Source organism: Sphingomonas ginkgonis (assembly GCF_003970925.1).
Taxonomy (GTDB): Bacteria; Pseudomonadota; Alphaproteobacteria; order Sphingomonadales; family Sphingomonadaceae; genus Sphingomicrobium; species Sphingomicrobium ginkgonis.
Map to the genome: position 1 here is coordinate 1,336,891 of NZ_RWJF01000001.1, position 17,257 is coordinate 1,354,147.

The following is a 17,257-nucleotide window of genomic DNA, read 5'->3' on the forward strand; positions in this document are numbered from 1 at the left end:
ATGCACGGCAGCAGCGGAAGTTGGCTCCAGACGCTTCTGCCGCTGCTGATCATCGGCGTGGTCATGGCGCTCCGGCTCCGCTCTGCCGGGCGCGAGCGGCCGCTCAAGCTCGCCATGCTGTGGGTCGTCCCGCTGCTCTACGTCCTGCTGTGCGGGGTGGTGCTCGCCACCGCGCCGCCGGGCGGGATCGGCTGGCTGCTGTTCGCGGTCGCCCTGCTGATGGGCGGGCTGCTCGGCTGGCAGCGCGGCCGGATGATGGGGATCCGGGTCGACGAGGCGACCGGCACCGTGTGGCAGAAGAGCTCGCCCGCGGCCGTGTTCATGCTGATCGCGATCGTGGTCCTGCGCCGGGTCGCGATGCAGGCCTTCCCGGCCGATCCGCACGCCGGCGGCGCCGCGCTGATGGTGACCGACGCGCTGCTCGGCTTCGCGCTTGGGCTGCTCAGCCTGACCCGGCTCGAGATGGGGCTGCGCGCCCGCCGCCTTCTCGCCGAGCACGCGCGCCCCGCTTGAGCGGCGCCCAGTCGTCCCCTGCCGCCGCCCGCAACCGCGCGCCGATCGCCGCGGTGCTCGAGGGCTGGCTGCCCGAGCGCGGAACGGTGCTCGAGATCGCCAGCGGCACCGGCGAGCATGCGCTCTTCCTCGCCCGCCGCTTTTCCGCCATCGAGTGGCAGCCGAGCGACGCCAGCGATGCCGCGCTCGCCTCCATCGCCGCCTGGCGCACCGAGGAAGGGCTGCCCAACCTCCGGCCGCCGCTCCGCCTCGACGTACGCGACGACTGGCCGGTGCTCGACGCGGCGGCGGTGCTGTGCATCAACATGGTCCACATCAGCCCGTGGGCGGCGTCGTTGGCGCTGCTGGACGGGTCGGCGCGACTGCTGGCGAGCGGCGCGCCGCTGATCCTCTACGGTCCGTGGATCGTCGACGGGGAGGAGACGGCACCGGGCAACCTCGCGTTCGACGCCGACCTCAGGCGCCGCGACCCGGCCTGGGGGCTGCGGCGGACCGGGACCTTCCGCGAGGCGGCCGAGGAACGAGGCTTCGCCTTCGCGCAGATGCGCGACATGCCCGCGAACAACCGGATGCTGCTGTTCCGGAAGGTCTAGCGGGGCAGGTTCTGGCGGCGGAGGATGGCGACCCCGCCGAGCGCCCAGGCCGCGCCCAGCGACCAGCCGGCGATCACGTCCGACGGCCAGTGGACGCCGAGCAGCGGCCGGCTCATGCCCACCAGCACCGAGCCCAGCACCGCGAGCAGGACCGCCGGGCGCCGATGCCGCTCGGGAACGAGGATCATCGCCGCCATCAGCAGCGCCAGCATCGAGTTGCCCGAATGGCCGCTCGGGAAGCTGGTGCTGTGGACGATGACGGGGTGCGGATCGAGCGCGGGGCGGGCGCGGCCGACCAGCGCCTTGATCAGCTCGATCATCCCGCGCCCGCTGAGGATCACCGCGGCGAACACCAGCCCGCGGTGGTGACGGTCCTTCCACAGCAGCCAGGCGCCGCCGAGCAGCGCGATCCCGACCGTGGTCGGGCTGCTCCCGGCCATGGTCAGGCCGATGCCGACGTCCTCCAGCCACTCGTGCGCGAGCCGCTGCTTCATCAGCCAGCGCACCACCGCGACGTCGACCGGGTTGGACGGGCCGCCGACCAGCCAGGCGACGAGGATCAGGAGGAGCAGAAAGGCGGTGAGGAGAAGGGCGCTGCGCTTGGTCACGGTTTCTCGTTAAACGATGTTTTACGAAGGGGATGGCAGAAGTAGCGGATGGACCAGATCGGAAGCGTACAGAATCGACGATCGCGTCGGTCGAACGTGTTCATGACGGCGACGCTGGAATTCTCCGGCGCGTCGCTCGACGTCAAGCTGCGCAACCTCTCCGCGGAAGGCGCGCTGGTCGAGTCCGAGCATCTTCCCGTCGACGGCGCCGCGGTGGTGTTCCGGCGGCAGGAGCTGAGCGTGGCCGGGCGCGTCGCCTGGACCCGCGGCAAGCAGGCCGGCATCGCCTTCGATTCGAATCTCGCGCCGGAAGCGGTGCTGCGCCACATTCCCAGCCCCAAGCCGCGAGTGACGCCGGAGTTCCGGCGCCCGGGGCTCTCCTCGCGCCAGTTGACGAGCGAGGAGCGCAAGCTCGGCAGCGACTGGATGTGGCGGCCGGGGTTCGACCTTCCGGGGGAGTGAGCCGGGGACGGGCGCGCGCGCTCGTCATGGGTGCGCCGACGATCGTACCGCTGGGTGGAGACACGCCTCGGCTTTTCGCGCGCGGCGGCGACGCGGCCGCTCGCGACGTTCAAGACTGACGGGTAGTCGAGCGGACCGGCGCCGCGCTCAGGCGGCGCGGCTGCGGTTCTGCTGTTCCTGGAGCCAGCTGACCAGCACCGGCAGCGGCAGCAGCCGGTTGAAGGTGATCCCGGTGAAGCGTCCGTCGCGCCAGCGCACCGTCCCGGGCTGCGGCGGCAGGGTGCCCAGCGTCACCACCACCTCGGCATCGCGGCCGAGCGTGTCGGTCCCCTCGACCTTGACCCCGCCCTGCGAGATGTCGTGGACCCGCATCCGGTAGGTGGAGGCGCCCTCGCGGACCATCGCATAGGCGGTGATCTCGACCCGCGGCATGCGCGGGCGCGGCCCCTCGCTGCTGTTGGACAGCATCTCGATGACGTCGATCGGGCGGTCGAACTTCAGCCCCATCTGGGACTCGCGGACCCAGCCCACCTCGCCGACGATCGGCTGGCCGCTCTTCAGCTCGATGGTCAGGCGGGTTCCGACCGGCAGGTCGCAATAGGCGCGCACCATCATCCCGCCCGCGCTGATGTTCTTGATCAGGCACAGCTCGCGGCGGCCCTCGACGAGCATCGACCCGACGCGGAACAGCGTCATGTGGCGCTCGCCATCGCGCCGGTCCCGCGGCACCGGCGGCGCCGACTCGGACAGCGAATAGAGTGTCGTCTCCACCTGCATTTCGTCCACGCTTGCGCTCCACCAAGGGGCAGTCCGGCCCCAAGCTCCCTCCGACACGTGAATCCTGGCTAACATTCGAGGCTTACCAAGAAATTAGAGTCTGAGCCGGATCGGCGGCAATCCGCTCGGCGGCTGTTCGTCGAAAGCTCGTTCCGCCGCCGCCACCATCGGCGTAGCCTCGTGGTTCAGGAGGTGTTCGATGCGTCTCTTGCCCGCGCTTGCCCTGCTGCTCTCCGCCGCCGCTCCGGCCGAGCCGCCCGGGGTCACCCATTTCGACAGCGTCGCCGGGCCGCAGCCGGTCGACCCGGCGGCGGCGCCGGTGGACGTCAAGGGCCGCAGTGACCTGTTCGACCGGATGACGGTGCCAGTCCGAATCGACGGGCGCGGGCCCTATCGCTTCGCGATAGACACCGGGGCCGACCGGACCGCCATCTCGCGCGAGCTGGCGGGCGCGCTCCGGCTCCCGGCGGGCAGCGCGGCGCAGCTCCACAGCGTGACCGGCCAGAGCCTCGTCGAGACGGTGACGATCGGCCAGCTCAGCCTCGCCGAGCGGCCGGTCCGGATCGTCGACGCGCCGCTATTGTCCGGGGTCGACATGGGGGCGGACGGGCTGCTCGGGGTCGACAGCCTGCGCGCGCGCTCGGTGCTGTTCGACTTCCGCGCCAACCGGCTGACGATCACCCCGGCGCGGCAGCGGATCGAGGTCGGCGACGACGAGCATGTGGTGACGGTCACCGCGCGCGAGCGCCGCGGGCGGCTGATCCTGACCCAGGCGGTGGCGGACGGGGTGCCGGTGGCGGTGGTGATCGACACCGGGAGCCAGGTGACGATCGCCAACCCCGCGCTGCGCGACCGGCTGTTGCGGCGGCGGCGCCTGCTCGACCTCGGCCCGGTCGAGCTGGTCTCGGTCACCGGCGGGGTGCTGCAGGGCAGCTATTCCATGCTCGATATGCTCGATCTGGGCGATTTTACGCTCCAGAACATCCAAATAGCCATCACCAACGCCCACACGTTCAAGGCGCTGGGGCTGGAGCAGCGGCCGGCGCTGCTGCTGGGGATGAACGCCATGCGGGCGTTCGACCGGATGGCGATCGACTTCGCGGCGCGCAAGCTGCGGATCGTCCTGCCGCGGAGCGCCGAGACGCCCGGGCCGATGCTGGCGATGCGGGGCACACCGCCGATCCGGCCCTAGATCGACTCCGCCGCTCGGCTCGGTGGCCGCAAGGTGAAGCGGAGACCCTGCCGCGCGGATGGTAGCGGCCGGTGGGCGCGGCCGCCGAGCAGCGGCAGCACGACGGGAAGCCAGCGCTCCGCCGCCATTTCGACCATGATCGGCAGGAGGACGGCGAGGACCATTACCTGCGCGAGCACTGCCGCCGGCGGCCCGGGGAGCACTCGCGTGAATGCCGCAAGGACGAGCGCGTGATACAGATAGATGACCATCGATCGCCGGCCGATCCACGTGAGCCATGAGGATACCGGGGCCATGATGAGCAGCGACAGCAGCGCGCCGATCGAAGTGGCGGCACTGTCGATCTCGAGGCCCCGCAGCTGCGCCGAGCGGAGCAGACCAATCAGCAACAGGGCCGCGCCGGCGAGCAGCCTGGTCCTGGGCGGCGTCCCGTTGGCATCGATGAGTCCGAAGGCGAGGACGCCGGTCACGAAGTAGGGCAGGAAGTGGATGGCCTGACCGACCGAGAACAGCCGGATTGTGGACGTCCCGAATACCTCGCCGACCGCAACGGCGGCGATCAGCAGCAGGCATCCGGCGACCGAGTGCAGCAGGCGCTGCATTCCGCAGGCGAGCGCGAGGAAGATGAGGAACAGGGCCTCGACGAACCAGAGCTGGTAGCTGGGTTGCGCGATCGCCGCGACGAAATCGGGCGCCAGGTTCCCGAACGACCCATGGCCGAAGGTGGCGCGCAGCCCGAGCGTGAGCAACGTCACGAAGGCGAGCGGAACCAGCAGTCGTCTCGCCTTGCGCTGGAGGAAGCGCAGAGCCTGCCGTCCTTCAACGGGCCGGGCGGCATAGACATAGCCGGACAGGAAAATGAACAACGGCATGCGGAGGAAGATGGCGAACTCGTTCGCACGGGCAAGGCCGTCGAGCGCCATCGGTTTGGCCAGCCGGACCTCGGCCACCGCATGGAAGAGGATGAGCAGGACGCACGCGATCCCCCGCAGCGTGTCGACCCGCAGCGACGCGCGCGCGTCTGCATGGAGCACGTTGCTCCTGTTCTCGGCTGCTCCCGCAAAGGCTTCCGACGCCGAGAAGATATAAGGGTAAGTCACGCTTTATGCCAGCTACGGATACAGTCCGTGAAGGCCGTATCGAGTATTAGATGGTTACTCTCACCAGCACCGGACTACTTGTCCAGCTGCAGCAAAGAAAAACATCATCTGAAACCATAATGGATGCGACGAAATTAAGAATGTAGTAATGTCGTGAAGTGGACAGTTCGTCCGAGGATTTAGCCGTGATCGTCTTCGAAGCTTGCATAAACTGATAGCCAGCAAGCGCGGCGCGCATGGGGGCCTATATCTGGCCGTCCGGCAGCACGCGCTGCTGATCGACGATGTCCGGAGCGTGGTGAGCCGTGCTGGATTCGAACCAGCGACCTACTGATTAAAAGTCAGTTGCTCTACCGACTGAGCTAACGGCCCACACACCGGGAGTGCCCTAGCGGCGAGGGCGACGGCGGGCAAGGCGGTGCGCGAGGTGACGCGCGGTCAGGCCGCCGCGCAGCCGCCAGCCGGGCGCGATCGCCGCGAGTGGATCGAGCATGAAGGGTCGGGTCTCGAGCGCCTGGTGAGGAATGACGAGACGGCGGCTGGCGTGCCGTCCGCCGTCCCAGGCGAGCAGGTCGAGGTCGAGCACACGCGGGCCCCAGCGCCTGCCCGGCCGGCGCCCGAAGTCGCGCTCGATCGCCTTCAGCGCCGCCAGCATCGGCTCGGGCGCGAGCGCGCTCTCGACCAGGGCCACGGCGTTGGCGAAGTCACGGCCCGCGCCGCCGGCGGCCGGGTTGAGGATGATCGGGGAGGCATCGAACAGCGTGAACAGCCGGTCGAGTTCGGCAACCGCGGCGGCGACCACGCCGGGGGGGCGGCCATGCCGGCCGTGCGGACGATTCGAGCCGATTGCGACCGCGTAGAAGTGCTGCACCGACAAGCCGACCCATCAACCCCGTGCTGAACGAGGGGCTGCCTTTCCTGCGGCGCTGCTAGGCAAAGGACAGGGCTTCGACAAGCTTGGCTCGGCCGGTAAGAAAGGGCGTGGACAAGAGCTTCTCCTCCCCCGTTCCGCAGGCCGAGGCGCCGCGCGACTGCCCTTTGTGCCCGCGGCTGGTCCAGTTTCGTCACGAATGCCGGGCCGAGCATCCCGCCTGGTGGAACGCGCCGGTGCCCGCCTTTGGCGATTCCGCGGCCTGGCTGGCGGTGGTCGGGCTGGCGCCGGGCAAGCATGGCGCGAACCGGACCGGGCGACCGTTCACCGGCGACTTCGCGGGCGAGCTGCTATACGCGACGCTGTTGAAGTTCGGGCTCGCGGAGGGAGATTACGGCGCCGATCCCACCGACGATCTGCGGCTCACGGGCGCGGTGATCCTGAACGCGGTGAAATGCCTGCCGCCGCAGAACAAGACGCTTCCGGCGGAGGAGGCGAATTGCCGGCCCTTCCTGATGGAGGCGATCGCGGGATTGCCGAAGTTGAGCAGCTTCGTCGCGCTCGGCAAGGTGGCGCATGACACGCTGTGCCGGAGTTTTGGCGTGCCCCTCGCCAAGGCCAAGTTCGCGCATGGGGCGGAGCACGCGCTGCCGGGTGGCCTGACCCTCTTCGACAGCTATCATTGCAGCCGCTATAACCAGAACACCGGGCGGCTGAACGCGCCGATGTTCGAGGCGGTGTTCGCGAAGGCGCTGAGCCGATCGCGTGGCTGAGGAAATCCGCACCGCGCGGCTGCGGCTTCGTCGCGCCGTCCCCGAGGACGCCGAGCCGATGCACCGCATCATGCGGGACCCGGCCACGATGCGCTACTGGTCTAGCCTGCCGCACGAAAGCCTTCCCGTCACCCGCGAGTGGGTGGCCTCGATGATGGGCTCAGTCGGCGATCCGGCCAGCGACGACTTCATCGTCGAGCGGAATGGCGAGGTGATCGGCAAGCTTGGATGCCACCGCCTACCGGAAGTCGGGTTTCTTCTCGCTGCGGATTGCTGCGGTCAGGGCCTCGCGAGCGAGGGGTTGGCGGCCTTCATCGCGCACCGTCGGGCAAGCGATGGAACCGAGCTCACCGCCGACACCGATCCGCGCAACGGGCCATCGATGCGGCTGCTGCAGCGCCATGGCTTTGTCGAAACCGGCCGTGCGAGCCGGACCTGGCTGATCGGCACCGAGTGGTGCGACAGCATCTATTGGCGGTTGATGCTCTAGATGTCCTGCGTGAGCCGACCGTAGAGTTCCGGGCGGCGGTCGCGGAAGAAGCCGAAGGCGGCGCGGTGGCGCTTGGCCTGATCAAGGTCGAGGGTAGCGACGAGAACCCCGGTCTCGTTCGCGCTGAACTCTGCCTGGATGTCGCCGCGCTCGTCGCAGATGAAGCTGTGGCCATAGAAGCGCTGGCCATGCTCGGTGCCGATGCGGTTGGCGGCGACGACGGGCACGACGTTGCTGACTGCATGTCCGATCATCGCTCGCCGCCAGAGGCGCGAGGTGTCGAGGTCGGGGTCGTGCGGCTCGGTGCCGATCGCGGTCGGGTAGAAGAGGATGTCGGCGCCCATCAGCATCATCGTGCGGGCGACCTCCGGGTACCACTGGTCCCAGCAGACGCCGACACCGAGCGTCGTACGGTCCGGACCGTCCCACACCTTGAAGCCGGTATTGCCGGGTCGGAAGTAGAACTTCTCCTCGTAGCCCGGGCCGTCGGGGATGTGGCTCTTGCGGTAGTTGCCGACGATCGCCCCGTCCGGGCCGATCATGGCAAGGCTGTTGTAGTGGTGCGGCCCGTCCAGCTCGAAATAGCTGGTCGGAATCCAGATCTTCAGCTCCGCGGCGAGCGCCTGCATCGCGAGGACGCTGGGATGCTCGTGCGTCCGGCGCGCGGTCGCGAACAGGCCCTCGTCCTCGACCCGGCAGAAATAGGGTCCCTCGAACAGCTCGGGCGGAAGAACGACCTCCGCGCCCTTGCGCGCCGCCTCGCGGACAAGGTCGGACACGTTGCGGATGTTCTCGGACGTGTCCTCGCCGAAGGCGAGCTGGATGGCGGCGACGGTGATGCTGGTCATGAGCGCGATCTAGTGGCTGCCGGGGACGATTGCGAGCTAGGCGGGGATCTGCTGGCTGATGCAGTGGAAGCTGCCGCCACCGGTGAGGATATGGTCGGCGCGGAGGCCAACGGCCTCGCGGCCCGGGAACAGCGCTCCAATGGCGCGAACGGCCGCCTCGTCCTGTTCGCTCCCGTAGAGCGGAACAACCACCGCCGCGTTGCCGATGTAGAAGTTCATGTAGCTCGCCGGGACGGCCTCGCCGTCGACTTCGATCCGGCCGGGCGAGGGCAGGGCGACAAGCTGCACGCCGGCCGCGCGCAGCCTCGCCGCGGCGTCGGCATAGACAGCGGCGTTGGGGTCGTCGGCGGCGGAATCCGGAAGCGCCACCGTGCCGGGCGCCACGAAGCGGGCGAGGTTGTCGACATGGCCGTCGGTATGGTCGTTGGCGAGGCCCTCGCCGAGCCAGACCACGCGATCGAAGCCGAGGTCCTCGGCCAGCTTGCGCTCGACGTCGCGCCGGGACAGGCCCGGATTGCGGTTCTCGTTGAGCAGGCACTGCTCGGTGGTGACGGCCAGCCCGGTCCCGTCTCCGTCCACCGCGCCGCCCTCGAGGATCCAGCCTGCCTTGCTGTAGGGCAGCGCCGCGGAACGGGCGAGACGCTCGCCAATGCTGTCGTCGCCGGGGAGGTCGTACTTGCCGCCCCAGCCGTTGAAGCCGAAGCCGCGCGCCCGTCGCTTTCCGCCGCTGCCGAGCAGGATCGGCCCCGTGTCGCGCAGCCAGATGTCGCCGAACGGCTCGACGATGACCGTGGCGAAGGGCGCCAGGCGCCGCGCCGCGGCGGCGGCAGCCTCATCGGCCGCGACCAGCCTGACGTCTTCCCCCTGGCCGCCGGCATGGACGGCGGCGGCGAAGGCGGCGACCTCCGCCTGCGCCGGCGCGAGATCGTCAAGCCAGAGGTCGGCGGCGCTTGGAAAACCGATCCACACGGCTTCGTGCGGCGCCCATTCGGGCAGGGGAGCTTGGGTCATGGCGGAGGCGCCTAACAGCCGCGCCGGGGCGCGCCAAGCGGGTGACTTGCCAAGTCGTTCCACAAGCGCAAACATGGGCTTGCCGATTGGCAAAAGGGGGATCCTTGTTATGCGTTGCTTACACTTGTCGGCTGCTGCACTCGCACTGGTCAGCAGCTCTTCATTACTTGCGCAGGTCGCCGCGTCGGGTATTCGGCCACTCGCGGAAGATGCCCGTGCCTTCGGCAGCCGCGAAGAGGTCAAGGGCCTCGACATCTCGCCGGACGGGACAAAGGCGGTTTATGTCGCCCCGGCCAAGGACCGCTGGTCCGCCGTGATGGTGGTCGATCTCGCCAAGGCGGACAGCCACCCGATCGCCGTCAGCAACGCCAATCCGGAAACGCTGCGCTGGTGCCGGTTTGCCTCCGACACGCGGCTGGTCTGCCGGTTCACGGCGAACGTCAGCGTCAACGGCGTATTGGCGGGCTTCTCGCGACTGGTCGCGATGGATCTCGATGGCAAGAACGCGAAGGAGCTGGGCCAGCAGAACTCCTTCTACGATGCGGGGCTGCGTCAGGACGACGGGTCGATCCTCGACTGGCGGTCGGGCAGCGACGGCCAGGTCCTGATGCAGCGTTCCTACGTTCCGGAGGAGGGCAAGATCGGCACGCGCATGGTCCGGTCGCAGCAAGGCCTCGGCGTCGACCTGTTGGACACTCGGACCCTCAAGGTCACGACGATCGAGCAGCCCGCGACCGGCGTGGACGGCTACATGACCGATGGTGTGGGGCATGTCCGCCTCAAGTCGATGGTGGAGACGCGCGGCGACTCCGGCATGCTGACCGGTCGCTACAAATATTATTATCGCGCCGATGGCAGCCGCGACTGGAAGGTGCTGGCCGACTATGTCAGCGGCGACGATTACCAGCCGCTGGCGATCGATGCGGGCCTGAACACGATCTACGTGCTCAAGAAGCTCGACGGGCGGATGGCGCTGTACCGCACCAAGCTGGACGGCAGCCTCGCCACGGAGCTGGTGGCGTCCAATCCCAAGGTCGACATCGACAATGTCATCCGGGCGGGCCGCGGGCAGAAGGTCATCGGCTACACCTACGCCGAGTCCGAGCGTTCGGCGGTCTACTTCGACCCCGAGTTCAAGGCTCTGTCGGAAGCGCTCGGCAAGACCCTGCCGAACCTGCCGATGGTCGATTTCGCGGGCTCCAGCAGCGACGGCTCGCAGCTGCTCCTGTCGGCCGGCAGCGACAATGATCCGGGCCGCTTCTATGTCTTCAAGAAGAAGAGCCGAGAGCTCAACGAGCTGTTCGCCAGCCGCAGCGTGCTGGACGGCCGGCCACTTGCGCGGGTCAAGAGCGTGTCCTTTCCGGCGGCCGACGGGACGATGGTGCCGGCCTATCTCACCCTGCCGGTCGGCAAGCAGGCAGCCGACCTGCCCGCGGTCGTTCTGCCGCACGGTGGCCCGAGTGCTCGTGACGAGTGGGGCTTCGACTGGCTGCCGCAGTTCCTCGCCGCGCGCGGTTACGCCGTGATCCAGCCGAATTATCGCGGCTCGGCCGGTTTCGGCGATGCCTGGCTGATGAAGAACGGCTTCCAGAGCTGGCGGACCTCGATCGGCGACATCGATGCCGCGGCCCGCTACCTGGTCACGGCCAAGATCGCCGATCCCAAGCGGCTGGCGGTCGTCGGCTGGTCCTACGGGGGCTATGCCGCGCTCCAGTCGGCGGCGACCGAGCCGACGCTCTATCGCGCGGTGGCGGCGATTGCGCCGGTCACCGACCTTGCCGAGCTCAAGACCGACGCGGCGCAATATACCAACGCCAAGCTGGTGGAGCAGTTTGTCGGGACGGGTCCGCACATCGTCGACGGATCGCCGCTGCGCCACGCAGCCGCCATCAGCGTCCCGGTGCTGCTGGTCCATGGCGACCAGGACATCAATGTCGCGATCACGCAGAGCGACCGGATGAACGCCGCGCTGTCCGGCGCCGGCAAGAAGGTCCAGTATCTCCGCTACAAGGGGCTCGATCACCAGCTCGACGACAGCGTCGTGCGGATCGAGATGCTGACCAAGCTCGGCGAGCTGCTCGACAGCACCATCGGGCACTGACACGAAAAAGGGGGCGGCTCCCGCGAGCCGCCCCCTTCTTTGGCTTCAGCCTCTCAGCTTGATCAGCGCGAGTAGAACTCGACGACCAGGTTCGGCTCCATGCGGACGGGGTAGGGCACCTCGTCGAGCGTCGGAACGCGGTTGAAGCTGACCTTGGCGGCGCCGTCCGCGACGACATAATCGGGAACGTCGCGCTCGGCCAGGCTCTGCGCCTCGAGCACCAGCGCCATTTCCTGCGCCTTAGAGCCGAGCTCGATCAGGTCCCCGACGTTCACCCGGCGCGAGGCGATGTTGCACTTCACCCCGTTGACGCGGATGTGACCGTGGCTGACCAGCTGGCGCGCGGCCCAGATCGTCGGCGCGAACTTGGCGCGGTAGACGACCATGTCGAGCCGGCGCTCGAGCAGCCCGATGAGGTTCTGCGACGCGTCGCCCTTCATCTTGCTCGCCTCGAAGAAGGTCCGCTTGAACTGCTTCTCGGTGATGTCGCCGTAATAGCCCTTGAGCTTCTGCTTGGCCCGCAGCTGCAGGCCGAAGTCGCTCATCTTGCCCTTGCGGCGCTGGCCGTGCTGGCCGGGGCCGTACTCGCGGCGGTTGACCGGGCTCTTCGGACGACCGAAGACGTTCTCGCCCATCCGCCGATCAAGCTTGTACTTGGCGCTGCTGCGCTTAGACATGAATGCACTCCAATTGCGTTGTCAAACTGCCCGGAACCGCGCTGCTCCGACCACCAGGGATCAGACAGGGCCACCGCTTCACCGGACGTGCGGGGCCAATTGCGAAGGCGCGCCACTAGCCGCAGGGCTTGCTCAGGTCAAGGTTGCGCGGGCATGGGGCGCGCCATGACCGATGTGCTTTCCCCCGAAATCTGCCGAACCATGACCGAGGTCCGCGCCGGCGTCGACGACGTCGACCGGCAGATCGTCGCCCTGATCGCCCGCCGCTTCGGCTACATGGACGCGGCGGCGCGGATCAAGCTGGACCGCGGCGCCGTCCGCGACGAGGGCCGGAAGGCGGAGGTCAAGCACAGGGTGGACGCGGCGGCCGAGGCGGCTGGCATCGATCGGGCGCTGATGTCGCGCATCTACGAGGACCTGATCGAGACCAGCATCGCGTACGAACTGGCGGAGTACGACCGAACCCGCGCGGCCTAGCGCCGCCGCGGCTCGGCGATCGCGCGCAGCATCCCGCGAACGGCGTTGATCTCGCGACTCGACCAGCGCGCCTTGGTCAGGATCGTGCGGATCGTCTGCCTGGTCGCGACCGTCCGCTCGGGCGGGAAGAAATAATGGGCCGCCTCGAGATGATCTTCGAGCTGGCCGACCAGGCCGTCGAGGTCCTTCTGCGGGGCCGGCGCCTCCAGCTCCTTGGCGGGGGGCTGGGCCAGGTCGCTGCCGCGCGACCATTCGTAGGCGAGCAGGATCACCGCCTGCGCAAGGTTCAAGCTGCCGAACTCGGGGTTGATCGGCACCGTCACGATCGCGGTGGCGAGCGCGACGTCTTCGGTCGCCAGCCCCGAGCGCTCGGGCCCGAACAGGATGGCGGCGCGGCCGCGCAGGGAGCGGATAGCGGCGGCCATCTGCTCGGGGCCGACCACCGGCATCATCAGATCGCGGCGGCGGACCGTCGACGCATAAACGGCCGAGCAGTCGGCGACCGCGTCGGCGACGCTGTCGAAGACCTCCGCCCGCCCGAGCACCACGTCGGCGCCGCTCGCCGCCGGGCCGGCCTCCGGGTTGGGCCAGCCGTCGCGCGGGGCGACCAGCCGAAGCTCCGTCAGCCCGAAGTTGAGCATCGCTCGCGCGGCCTTGCCGATGTTCTGGCCAAGCTGCGGACGGACGAGGACGATGACGGGCTTCTCGCCCGTCACAGCAGCTTGTCCTGGTTCGGCGGAACGGTCTCCTTCTCGACCCGCTCGGCGATCTCGGCGAAGTCGCCCGGGTCGCTGAAGTCCTTGTAGATGCTCGCGAAGCGGATGTAGGCGACATGGTCGAGGCTCTTCAGCCCGGCCATGACCGCCTCGCCGATCTCCGCCGTCCGGACCTCGTCGCCGCGGGTCTCAAGCTGGCGCTGGACGCCCGAAACCAGCCGGTCGATCTTGTCGGCGCCGATGTCGCGCTTGCGGCAGGCATGGCCGATCGCCCGCTCCAGCTTGGCGCGATCGAACGGCTCGCGCTTGCCGTCCTTCTTGATGACGGTCAGTTCGCGCAGCTGGACCCGCTCGAAGGTGGTGAAGCGCGCGCCGCAACCCTCGCACTGACGGCGACGGCGGATCGCCGCCGCGTCTTCCGACGGGCGGCTGTCCTTCACCTGGCTATTCTCGTGGGCGCAGAAGGGGCAGCGCATCAGCTATAGATAGGGAAGCGCGCGCACAGGTCACGGACGCGGGCGTTCACGGCCTGCTCCACCGCGGCATTGCCCTCGAGGCCGCTGGCCTTGAGGCCGTCGAGCACGTCGGCGACCATGTCCGCGATCTGCGAGAATTCCTGTTCGCCGAAGCCGCGAGTGGTGCCGGCCGGCGAGCCGACGCGGATGCCGCTGGTCTGCACCGGCGGCAGCGGATCGAACGGAACGCCGTTCTTGTTGCAGGTGATGCCGGCACGCTCGAGGCTCTCGTCGGCGTCCTTGCCGGTGATCCCGAGCGGGCGAAGGTCGACCAGCGCGAGATGGGTGTCGGTCCCGCCCGCGACGAGATCGGCACCGCGCTCCTTCAGCCGGTTGGCAAGCGTGCGGGCGTTGCGGACCACCGCCTGCGCATAGGTCTTGAACTCGGGCTGCAGTGCCTCGCCGAAGGACACCGCCTTGGCCGCGATGACGTGCATCAGCGGACCGCCCTGAAGGCCGGGGAAGACGGCCGAGTTGATCTTCTTGGCGATGCCCTCGTCGTCGGTCAGCACCATGCCGCCGCGCGGGCCGCGGAGTGTCTTGTGGGTGGTGGTGGTGACGACGTGGGCGTGGCCGAACGGCGTTGGGTGCTCGCCCGCGGCGACGAGCCCGGCGAAGTGCGCCATGTCGACCATCAGCACGGCCCCGACGCTGTCCGCGATGGCGCGGAAGCGGGCGAAGTCGAGGTGACGCGGATAGGCCGAGCCACCGGCGATGATCAGCTTGGGCTGATGCTCGGCGGCGAGGCGCTCGACCTCGTCGAAATCGACGAGGTGATCGTCGTGGCGGACGCCGTACTGGACTGCGTTGAACCACTTGCCGGACTGGGCAGGCGGGGCGCCGTGGGTGAGGTGGCCGCCGGCGGCGAGGCTCATTCCGAGGATGGTGTCGCCGGGCTTGAGCAGCGCCATCATCACCGCGCCGTTGGCCTGCGCGCCCGAGTGCGGCTGGACGTTGGCGAAGCCGCAGCCGAACAGCTGCTTGGCGCGGTCGATCGCGAGCTGCTCCACCGCGTCGGAGGGCGCGCAGCCCTGATAGTAGCGGCGGCCCGGATAGCCTTCCGCATATTTGTTGGTGAGCACCGAGCCCTGCGCCTCCAGCACGGCCCTGGAGACGATGTTCTCCGACGCGATCAGCTCGATCTGGGTCTGCTCGCGGGTGAGTTCGCTGAGGACCGCCTCGGCGACCGCCCGGTCGGCGTCGGCGAGACTGCGGGTGAAGAAGCCGTCGGGCTGGACGTCGTTCAAGTTCGCGGCGGTGGCCATCAGTCGCTGTCCTGAAGCTGGTGGGAAAGGAGGTCGACGCGGCGCCGGTGGCGGCCGCCTTCGAAGCCGGTGTCGAGAAAGGCAAGCACGATCGCCTTCGCCATGTCGGACCCGATCAGCCGTGCGCCGAGGGCGATCGCATTGGCGTCGTTGTGCTGGCGGGCGAGGGTGGCGGAGAGGGGGTCGTCGACGCGGGCGCAGCGGCACGCGGGATGGCGGTTGGCGGCGATCGAGATCCCGATGCCCGACCCGCAGACCGCGATCCCGCGCTCGGCACGACCGGCGGCGAGCGCCTCGGCCAGCGCGAGCCCAAACCGCGGATAGTCGACGCTGTCGCCGCTGTGGGTGCCGAGGTCGATGGTCTCGTGGCCCGATTCGGCCAGCCAGCGCGCAAGCTCGTCCTTGAGCGGGTAGCCGGCATGGTCGGCAGAAAGGGCGATGCGCATGGGTGAGCCTCTAGCGCTGTCCGCGCCCGGACGCCACCGGGCGAGGGGGTGAATGTCTGTCCTCAGCCGGCCGCCGGACCGGGGCGGCGCTCCAGCTCGGCGATGCGGGTCTGCATCTCCTCGATCAGCCGCTGCATCCCGGTCTCGCGCTTGAAGCGGGCATGGCTGGTGCGCAGCGCGTCGGCGAGCGCCGGGAGAATGGCGCGGAGGCCTTCGAGCTGGGCCTTGTTGTAGCGGTTGCCGTCGGACCGCTTGCCGAGCAGCAGCCGGCCAACCTGGCCCACCGAGTCCTTCAGCGGCAGCGCCTGGCTCGTCTCCGCCGCCTCGTGGATCGCGGCGACCGGCTCCGCACCCTGGTCGGTGAGCAGCTCGAGCCGGGCGGCGCTGGGATGGACCGCCGCGTCGATCCGTTCGAGTACGCGGGCGCCGAGGACTTCGGGCGGTTCGACCAGCTTCCACTTGTCGAGATCGGCGGGGAGGTCGCGAAGCCGCTCCACCGCATCGCGGAAATGCTTCTGAGACCAGCGCAGCACCGCCGACTGGGTCGGCGAGAAGACCCCCGCCGCGACGATCGCGCCGAGTGTCGTCGCTCCGGTCTCGTGATGCTCGCCCATGATCGAGAAGATGATCAGCTTGGCGAGGTCGGCGCTGGCCGCCCAGACAACCCCGACGATCAGGGTCACCGCGGCATAGGCGGCGGAGCGGCCGATGACTTGGTCGGCCTCCCACAGGCGGAACTTGAGGAGGGCGACCAGCAGCCCGAGCGGCAGGAGCGCCATGCCGAGGCTGAACAGCGACACGACCACCATGGCCAGGAGCGGACTGTCGGCGGCGCCGCCGGCGGGGACGAAGGGGAGCAGCGAAAAGGCCGCTGCGAGCAGGACGAAGCCGGCCGCGAAGCCGAAGCAGGCCCATTTGATCTGCTGTCGCTCGATCCCCGGCGAGAGCCGGCGATAACGGCGGACCTGTCCCAGCAGCGCTCCGAGCAACGCGGCGATCCCGACCAGCGCCTGAAGGTTGCCGTCGACCTGCGGCAGGCTGAGGAAGATGCCGAGCGGCAGGCTGGTGACCAGGACGAAGCGGAAGAAGCGCGGGAAGAAGACGCCATCGGGGAAGCTGGTGAGCGCAATCAGCAGGAGGGTGAACCAGATCGCTCCCACCACGTCGTAGGCGAGCCAGTGGCCGAGCCCCATCCACATCAGGAGCGGCGGATCGATGCTCGCGGCGATCAGCGCGAACGAGAAGGCAAACAGCATCGCGACCGGGTCGCTTGGCCGCCGGAAGCCCAGCAGCAGCGAGCAGACGAGGAGCACGGTGCAGGCGGTGAGGCCGAGCAGGAGGCGAAGGGCGAACCGCTGTTCAGCGTCCGGCGAGCGAACGACGGGCTTGAACGGCACCACCAACGAGCGGACCTGCCCGTCCTCACCGCGAAAGCTGAGCTCGACCGGGCGCTGGGGAAGCGCTTGGACCAGCGGGGTAAGATCGTCGAGCAGGCGTGGCGAACGGACCGGGCGACCATCGACCCCGACCAGCTCGCCGGTCAGCTTCTGGTCTTGGCCATGGCGCTGCATCAGGAGGATGCGGCCGTCGGCGCTGTAATCATAGTCGATGCCGCGGGCGGCAAAGACCGGCGCGATCTGGCGGTGCTCGCGAAGAACGAACATGGTTCCGCTGATCACCGCGCCGACCGCGAAGAGCAGGGTGGCGAACCAGACGATCCGAAGCCCGAGCGTGGCTCCCCGCCCCAGGGGGCGCAATCGGATCGGAAGGCCGAGCGACGGACCTCCGGCTTGGTTCGCTGCCAACACGCCAACCCCCTCGA

20 protein-coding genes and 1 tRNA gene are annotated in these 17,257 nt (G+C 68.9%); 8 read left to right on the top strand and 13 right to left on the bottom strand.

The features are described 5' to 3' along the window. Both HMF7854_RS06460 and HMF7854_RS06465 read left to right on the top strand, forming a co-directional pair. Nucleotides 1-513, top strand: coding sequence for a CcdC protein domain-containing protein (locus HMF7854_RS06460; RefSeq protein WP_126718345.1), 513 nt, complete (start codon nucleotides 1-3; stop codon nucleotides 511-513). Beyond that, nucleotides 510-1,106, top strand: a complete 597-nt coding sequence (locus HMF7854_RS06465) for a DUF938 domain-containing protein (protein ID WP_126718346.1) — start codon at nucleotides 510-512, stop codon at nucleotides 1,104-1,106. Before HMF7854_RS06460 ends, HMF7854_RS06465 begins: the two co-directional genes overlap by 4 nt. On the opposite strand, the gene HMF7854_RS06470 is transcribed toward HMF7854_RS06465, so the two are convergent. Continuing rightward, nucleotides 1,103-1,714, bottom strand: coding sequence for a phosphatase PAP2 family protein (locus HMF7854_RS06470; protein ID WP_126718347.1), 612 nt, complete (start codon nucleotides 1,712-1,714; stop codon nucleotides 1,103-1,105). The genes HMF7854_RS06465 and HMF7854_RS06470 overlap by 4 nt on opposite strands. A 48-nt stretch (nucleotides 1,715-1,762) precedes the next feature. Here HMF7854_RS06470 and HMF7854_RS06475 point away from each other — a divergent pair, with 48 nt between their 5' ends. Continuing rightward, nucleotides 1,763-2,176, top strand: coding sequence for a PilZ domain-containing protein (locus tag HMF7854_RS06475; protein ID WP_126718348.1), 414 nt, complete (start codon nucleotides 1,763-1,765; stop codon nucleotides 2,174-2,176). A gap of 147 nt (nucleotides 2,177-2,323) precedes the next feature. Here HMF7854_RS06475 and HMF7854_RS06480 read toward each other — a convergent pair whose 3' ends face one another. Further along, a complete protein-coding gene (locus HMF7854_RS06480) occupies nucleotides 2,324-2,953 on the bottom strand; it encodes a PilZ domain-containing protein (protein WP_239017026.1) in 630 nt (209 codons plus the stop codon). A gap of 199 nt (nucleotides 2,954-3,152) precedes the next feature. Here HMF7854_RS06480 and HMF7854_RS06485 point away from each other — a divergent pair, with 199 nt between their 5' ends. Beyond that, nucleotides 3,153-4,145 (top strand): retropepsin-like aspartic protease, encoded by a 993-nt coding sequence (locus HMF7854_RS06485; RefSeq protein WP_126718350.1) that lies wholly within the window; start codon nucleotides 3,153-3,155, stop codon nucleotides 4,143-4,145. On the opposite strand, the gene HMF7854_RS06490 is transcribed toward HMF7854_RS06485, so the two are convergent. From HMF7854_RS06490 to folK, 3 genes are all read right to left on the bottom strand, one after another. Continuing rightward, entirely contained in the window at nucleotides 4,142-5,179 is a 1,038-nt protein-coding gene (locus tag HMF7854_RS06490) for an acyltransferase family protein (protein ID WP_185829193.1), read from the bottom strand. The genes HMF7854_RS06485 and HMF7854_RS06490 overlap by 4 nt on opposite strands. Nucleotides 5,180-5,541: 362 nt before the next feature. Beyond that, nucleotides 5,542-5,617: transfer RNA gene (locus HMF7854_RS06495), tRNA-Lys, on the bottom strand. A gap of 16 nt (nucleotides 5,618-5,633) precedes the next feature. Then, nucleotides 5,634-6,116, bottom strand: a complete 483-nt coding sequence (gene folK / locus HMF7854_RS06500; protein ID WP_126718352.1) for a 2-amino-4-hydroxy-6-hydroxymethyldihydropteridine diphosphokinase — start codon at nucleotides 6,114-6,116, stop codon at nucleotides 5,634-5,636. A gap of 110 nt (nucleotides 6,117-6,226) precedes the next feature. On the opposite strand from folK, the gene HMF7854_RS06505 reads away from it, so the two are divergent. Together HMF7854_RS06505 and HMF7854_RS06510 are read left to right on the top strand one after the other, a co-directional pair. Continuing rightward, the gene (locus HMF7854_RS06505; RefSeq protein WP_126718353.1) at nucleotides 6,227-6,889 is read left to right on the top strand and encodes a uracil-DNA glycosylase; all 663 of its coding nucleotides are present in this window, start codon (nucleotides 6,227-6,229) and stop codon (nucleotides 6,887-6,889) included. Continuing rightward, a complete protein-coding gene (locus HMF7854_RS06510) occupies nucleotides 6,882-7,379 on the top strand; it encodes a GNAT family N-acetyltransferase (protein ID WP_239016867.1) in 498 nt (165 codons plus the stop codon). The genes HMF7854_RS06505 and HMF7854_RS06510 overlap by 8 nt, the downstream gene beginning before the upstream one ends. Here the strand turns inward: HMF7854_RS06510 and aguB are convergent. Next, on the bottom strand, nucleotides 7,376-8,227 hold the full coding sequence (gene aguB / locus HMF7854_RS06515) for an N-carbamoylputrescine amidase (RefSeq protein ID WP_126718354.1): 852 nt from the start codon (nucleotides 8,225-8,227) through the stop codon (nucleotides 7,376-7,378). The genes HMF7854_RS06510 and aguB overlap by 4 nt on opposite strands. A gap of 36 nt (nucleotides 8,228-8,263) precedes the next feature. After that, nucleotides 8,264-9,238 carry an agmatine deiminase family protein gene (locus HMF7854_RS06520; RefSeq protein WP_126718355.1) on the bottom strand — a complete coding sequence of 325 codons (975 nt, stop codon included), beginning with the start codon at nucleotides 9,236-9,238 and terminating at the stop codon, nucleotides 8,264-8,266. 124 nt (nucleotides 9,239-9,362) lie between these two features. Between HMF7854_RS06520 and HMF7854_RS06525 the strand changes: the two genes are divergently transcribed. Continuing rightward, on the top strand, nucleotides 9,363-11,339 hold the full coding sequence (locus HMF7854_RS06525) for a S9 family peptidase (RefSeq protein ID WP_126718356.1): 1,977 nt from the start codon (nucleotides 9,363-9,365) through the stop codon (nucleotides 11,337-11,339). Between the two features lie 62 nt (nucleotides 11,340-11,401). Here the strand turns inward: HMF7854_RS06525 and rpsD are convergent, their stop codons facing one another. Then, nucleotides 11,402-12,016 (bottom strand): 30S ribosomal protein S4, encoded by a 615-nt coding sequence (gene rpsD, locus HMF7854_RS06530; RefSeq protein ID WP_126718357.1) that lies wholly within the window; start codon nucleotides 12,014-12,016, stop codon nucleotides 11,402-11,404. Nucleotides 12,017-12,181: 165 nt separating this feature from the next. Between rpsD and HMF7854_RS06535 the strand changes: the two genes are divergently transcribed. Next, the gene (locus HMF7854_RS06535; protein ID WP_126718358.1) at nucleotides 12,182-12,493 is read left to right on the top strand and encodes a chorismate mutase; all 312 of its coding nucleotides are present in this window, start codon (nucleotides 12,182-12,184) and stop codon (nucleotides 12,491-12,493) included. Here HMF7854_RS06535 and HMF7854_RS06540 read toward each other — a convergent pair. The 5 genes from HMF7854_RS06540 to HMF7854_RS06560 all read right to left on the bottom strand — a co-directional run bounded on the left by HMF7854_RS06540 (nucleotide 12,490) and on the right by HMF7854_RS06560 (nucleotide 17,192). Continuing rightward, a complete protein-coding gene (locus tag HMF7854_RS06540) occupies nucleotides 12,490-13,209 on the bottom strand; it encodes an RNA methyltransferase (RefSeq protein WP_126718359.1) in 720 nt (239 codons plus the stop codon). The genes HMF7854_RS06535 and HMF7854_RS06540 overlap by 4 nt on opposite strands. Further along, complete coding sequence (nrdR, locus tag HMF7854_RS06545) at nucleotides 13,206-13,685, bottom strand: transcriptional regulator NrdR (RefSeq protein ID WP_126718360.1); 480 nt, start codon at nucleotides 13,683-13,685, stop codon at nucleotides 13,206-13,208. Before nrdR ends, HMF7854_RS06540 begins: the two co-directional genes overlap by 4 nt. Further along, nucleotides 13,685-14,989, bottom strand: coding sequence for a serine hydroxymethyltransferase (locus tag HMF7854_RS06550; RefSeq protein WP_126718361.1), 1,305 nt, complete (start codon nucleotides 14,987-14,989; stop codon nucleotides 13,685-13,687). The genes nrdR and HMF7854_RS06550 overlap by 1 nt, the downstream gene beginning before the upstream one ends. Beyond that, on the bottom strand, nucleotides 14,989-15,435 hold the full coding sequence (gene rpiB, locus HMF7854_RS06555) for a ribose 5-phosphate isomerase B (protein ID WP_126718362.1): 447 nt from the start codon (nucleotides 15,433-15,435) through the stop codon (nucleotides 14,989-14,991). The genes HMF7854_RS06550 and rpiB overlap by 1 nt, the downstream gene beginning before the upstream one ends. A 62-nt stretch (nucleotides 15,436-15,497) precedes the next feature. After that, a complete protein-coding gene (locus HMF7854_RS06560) occupies nucleotides 15,498-17,192 on the bottom strand; it encodes a hypothetical protein (protein ID WP_126718363.1) in 1,695 nt (564 codons plus the stop codon). Between the last annotated feature and the right edge of the window lie 65 nt (nucleotides 17,193-17,257).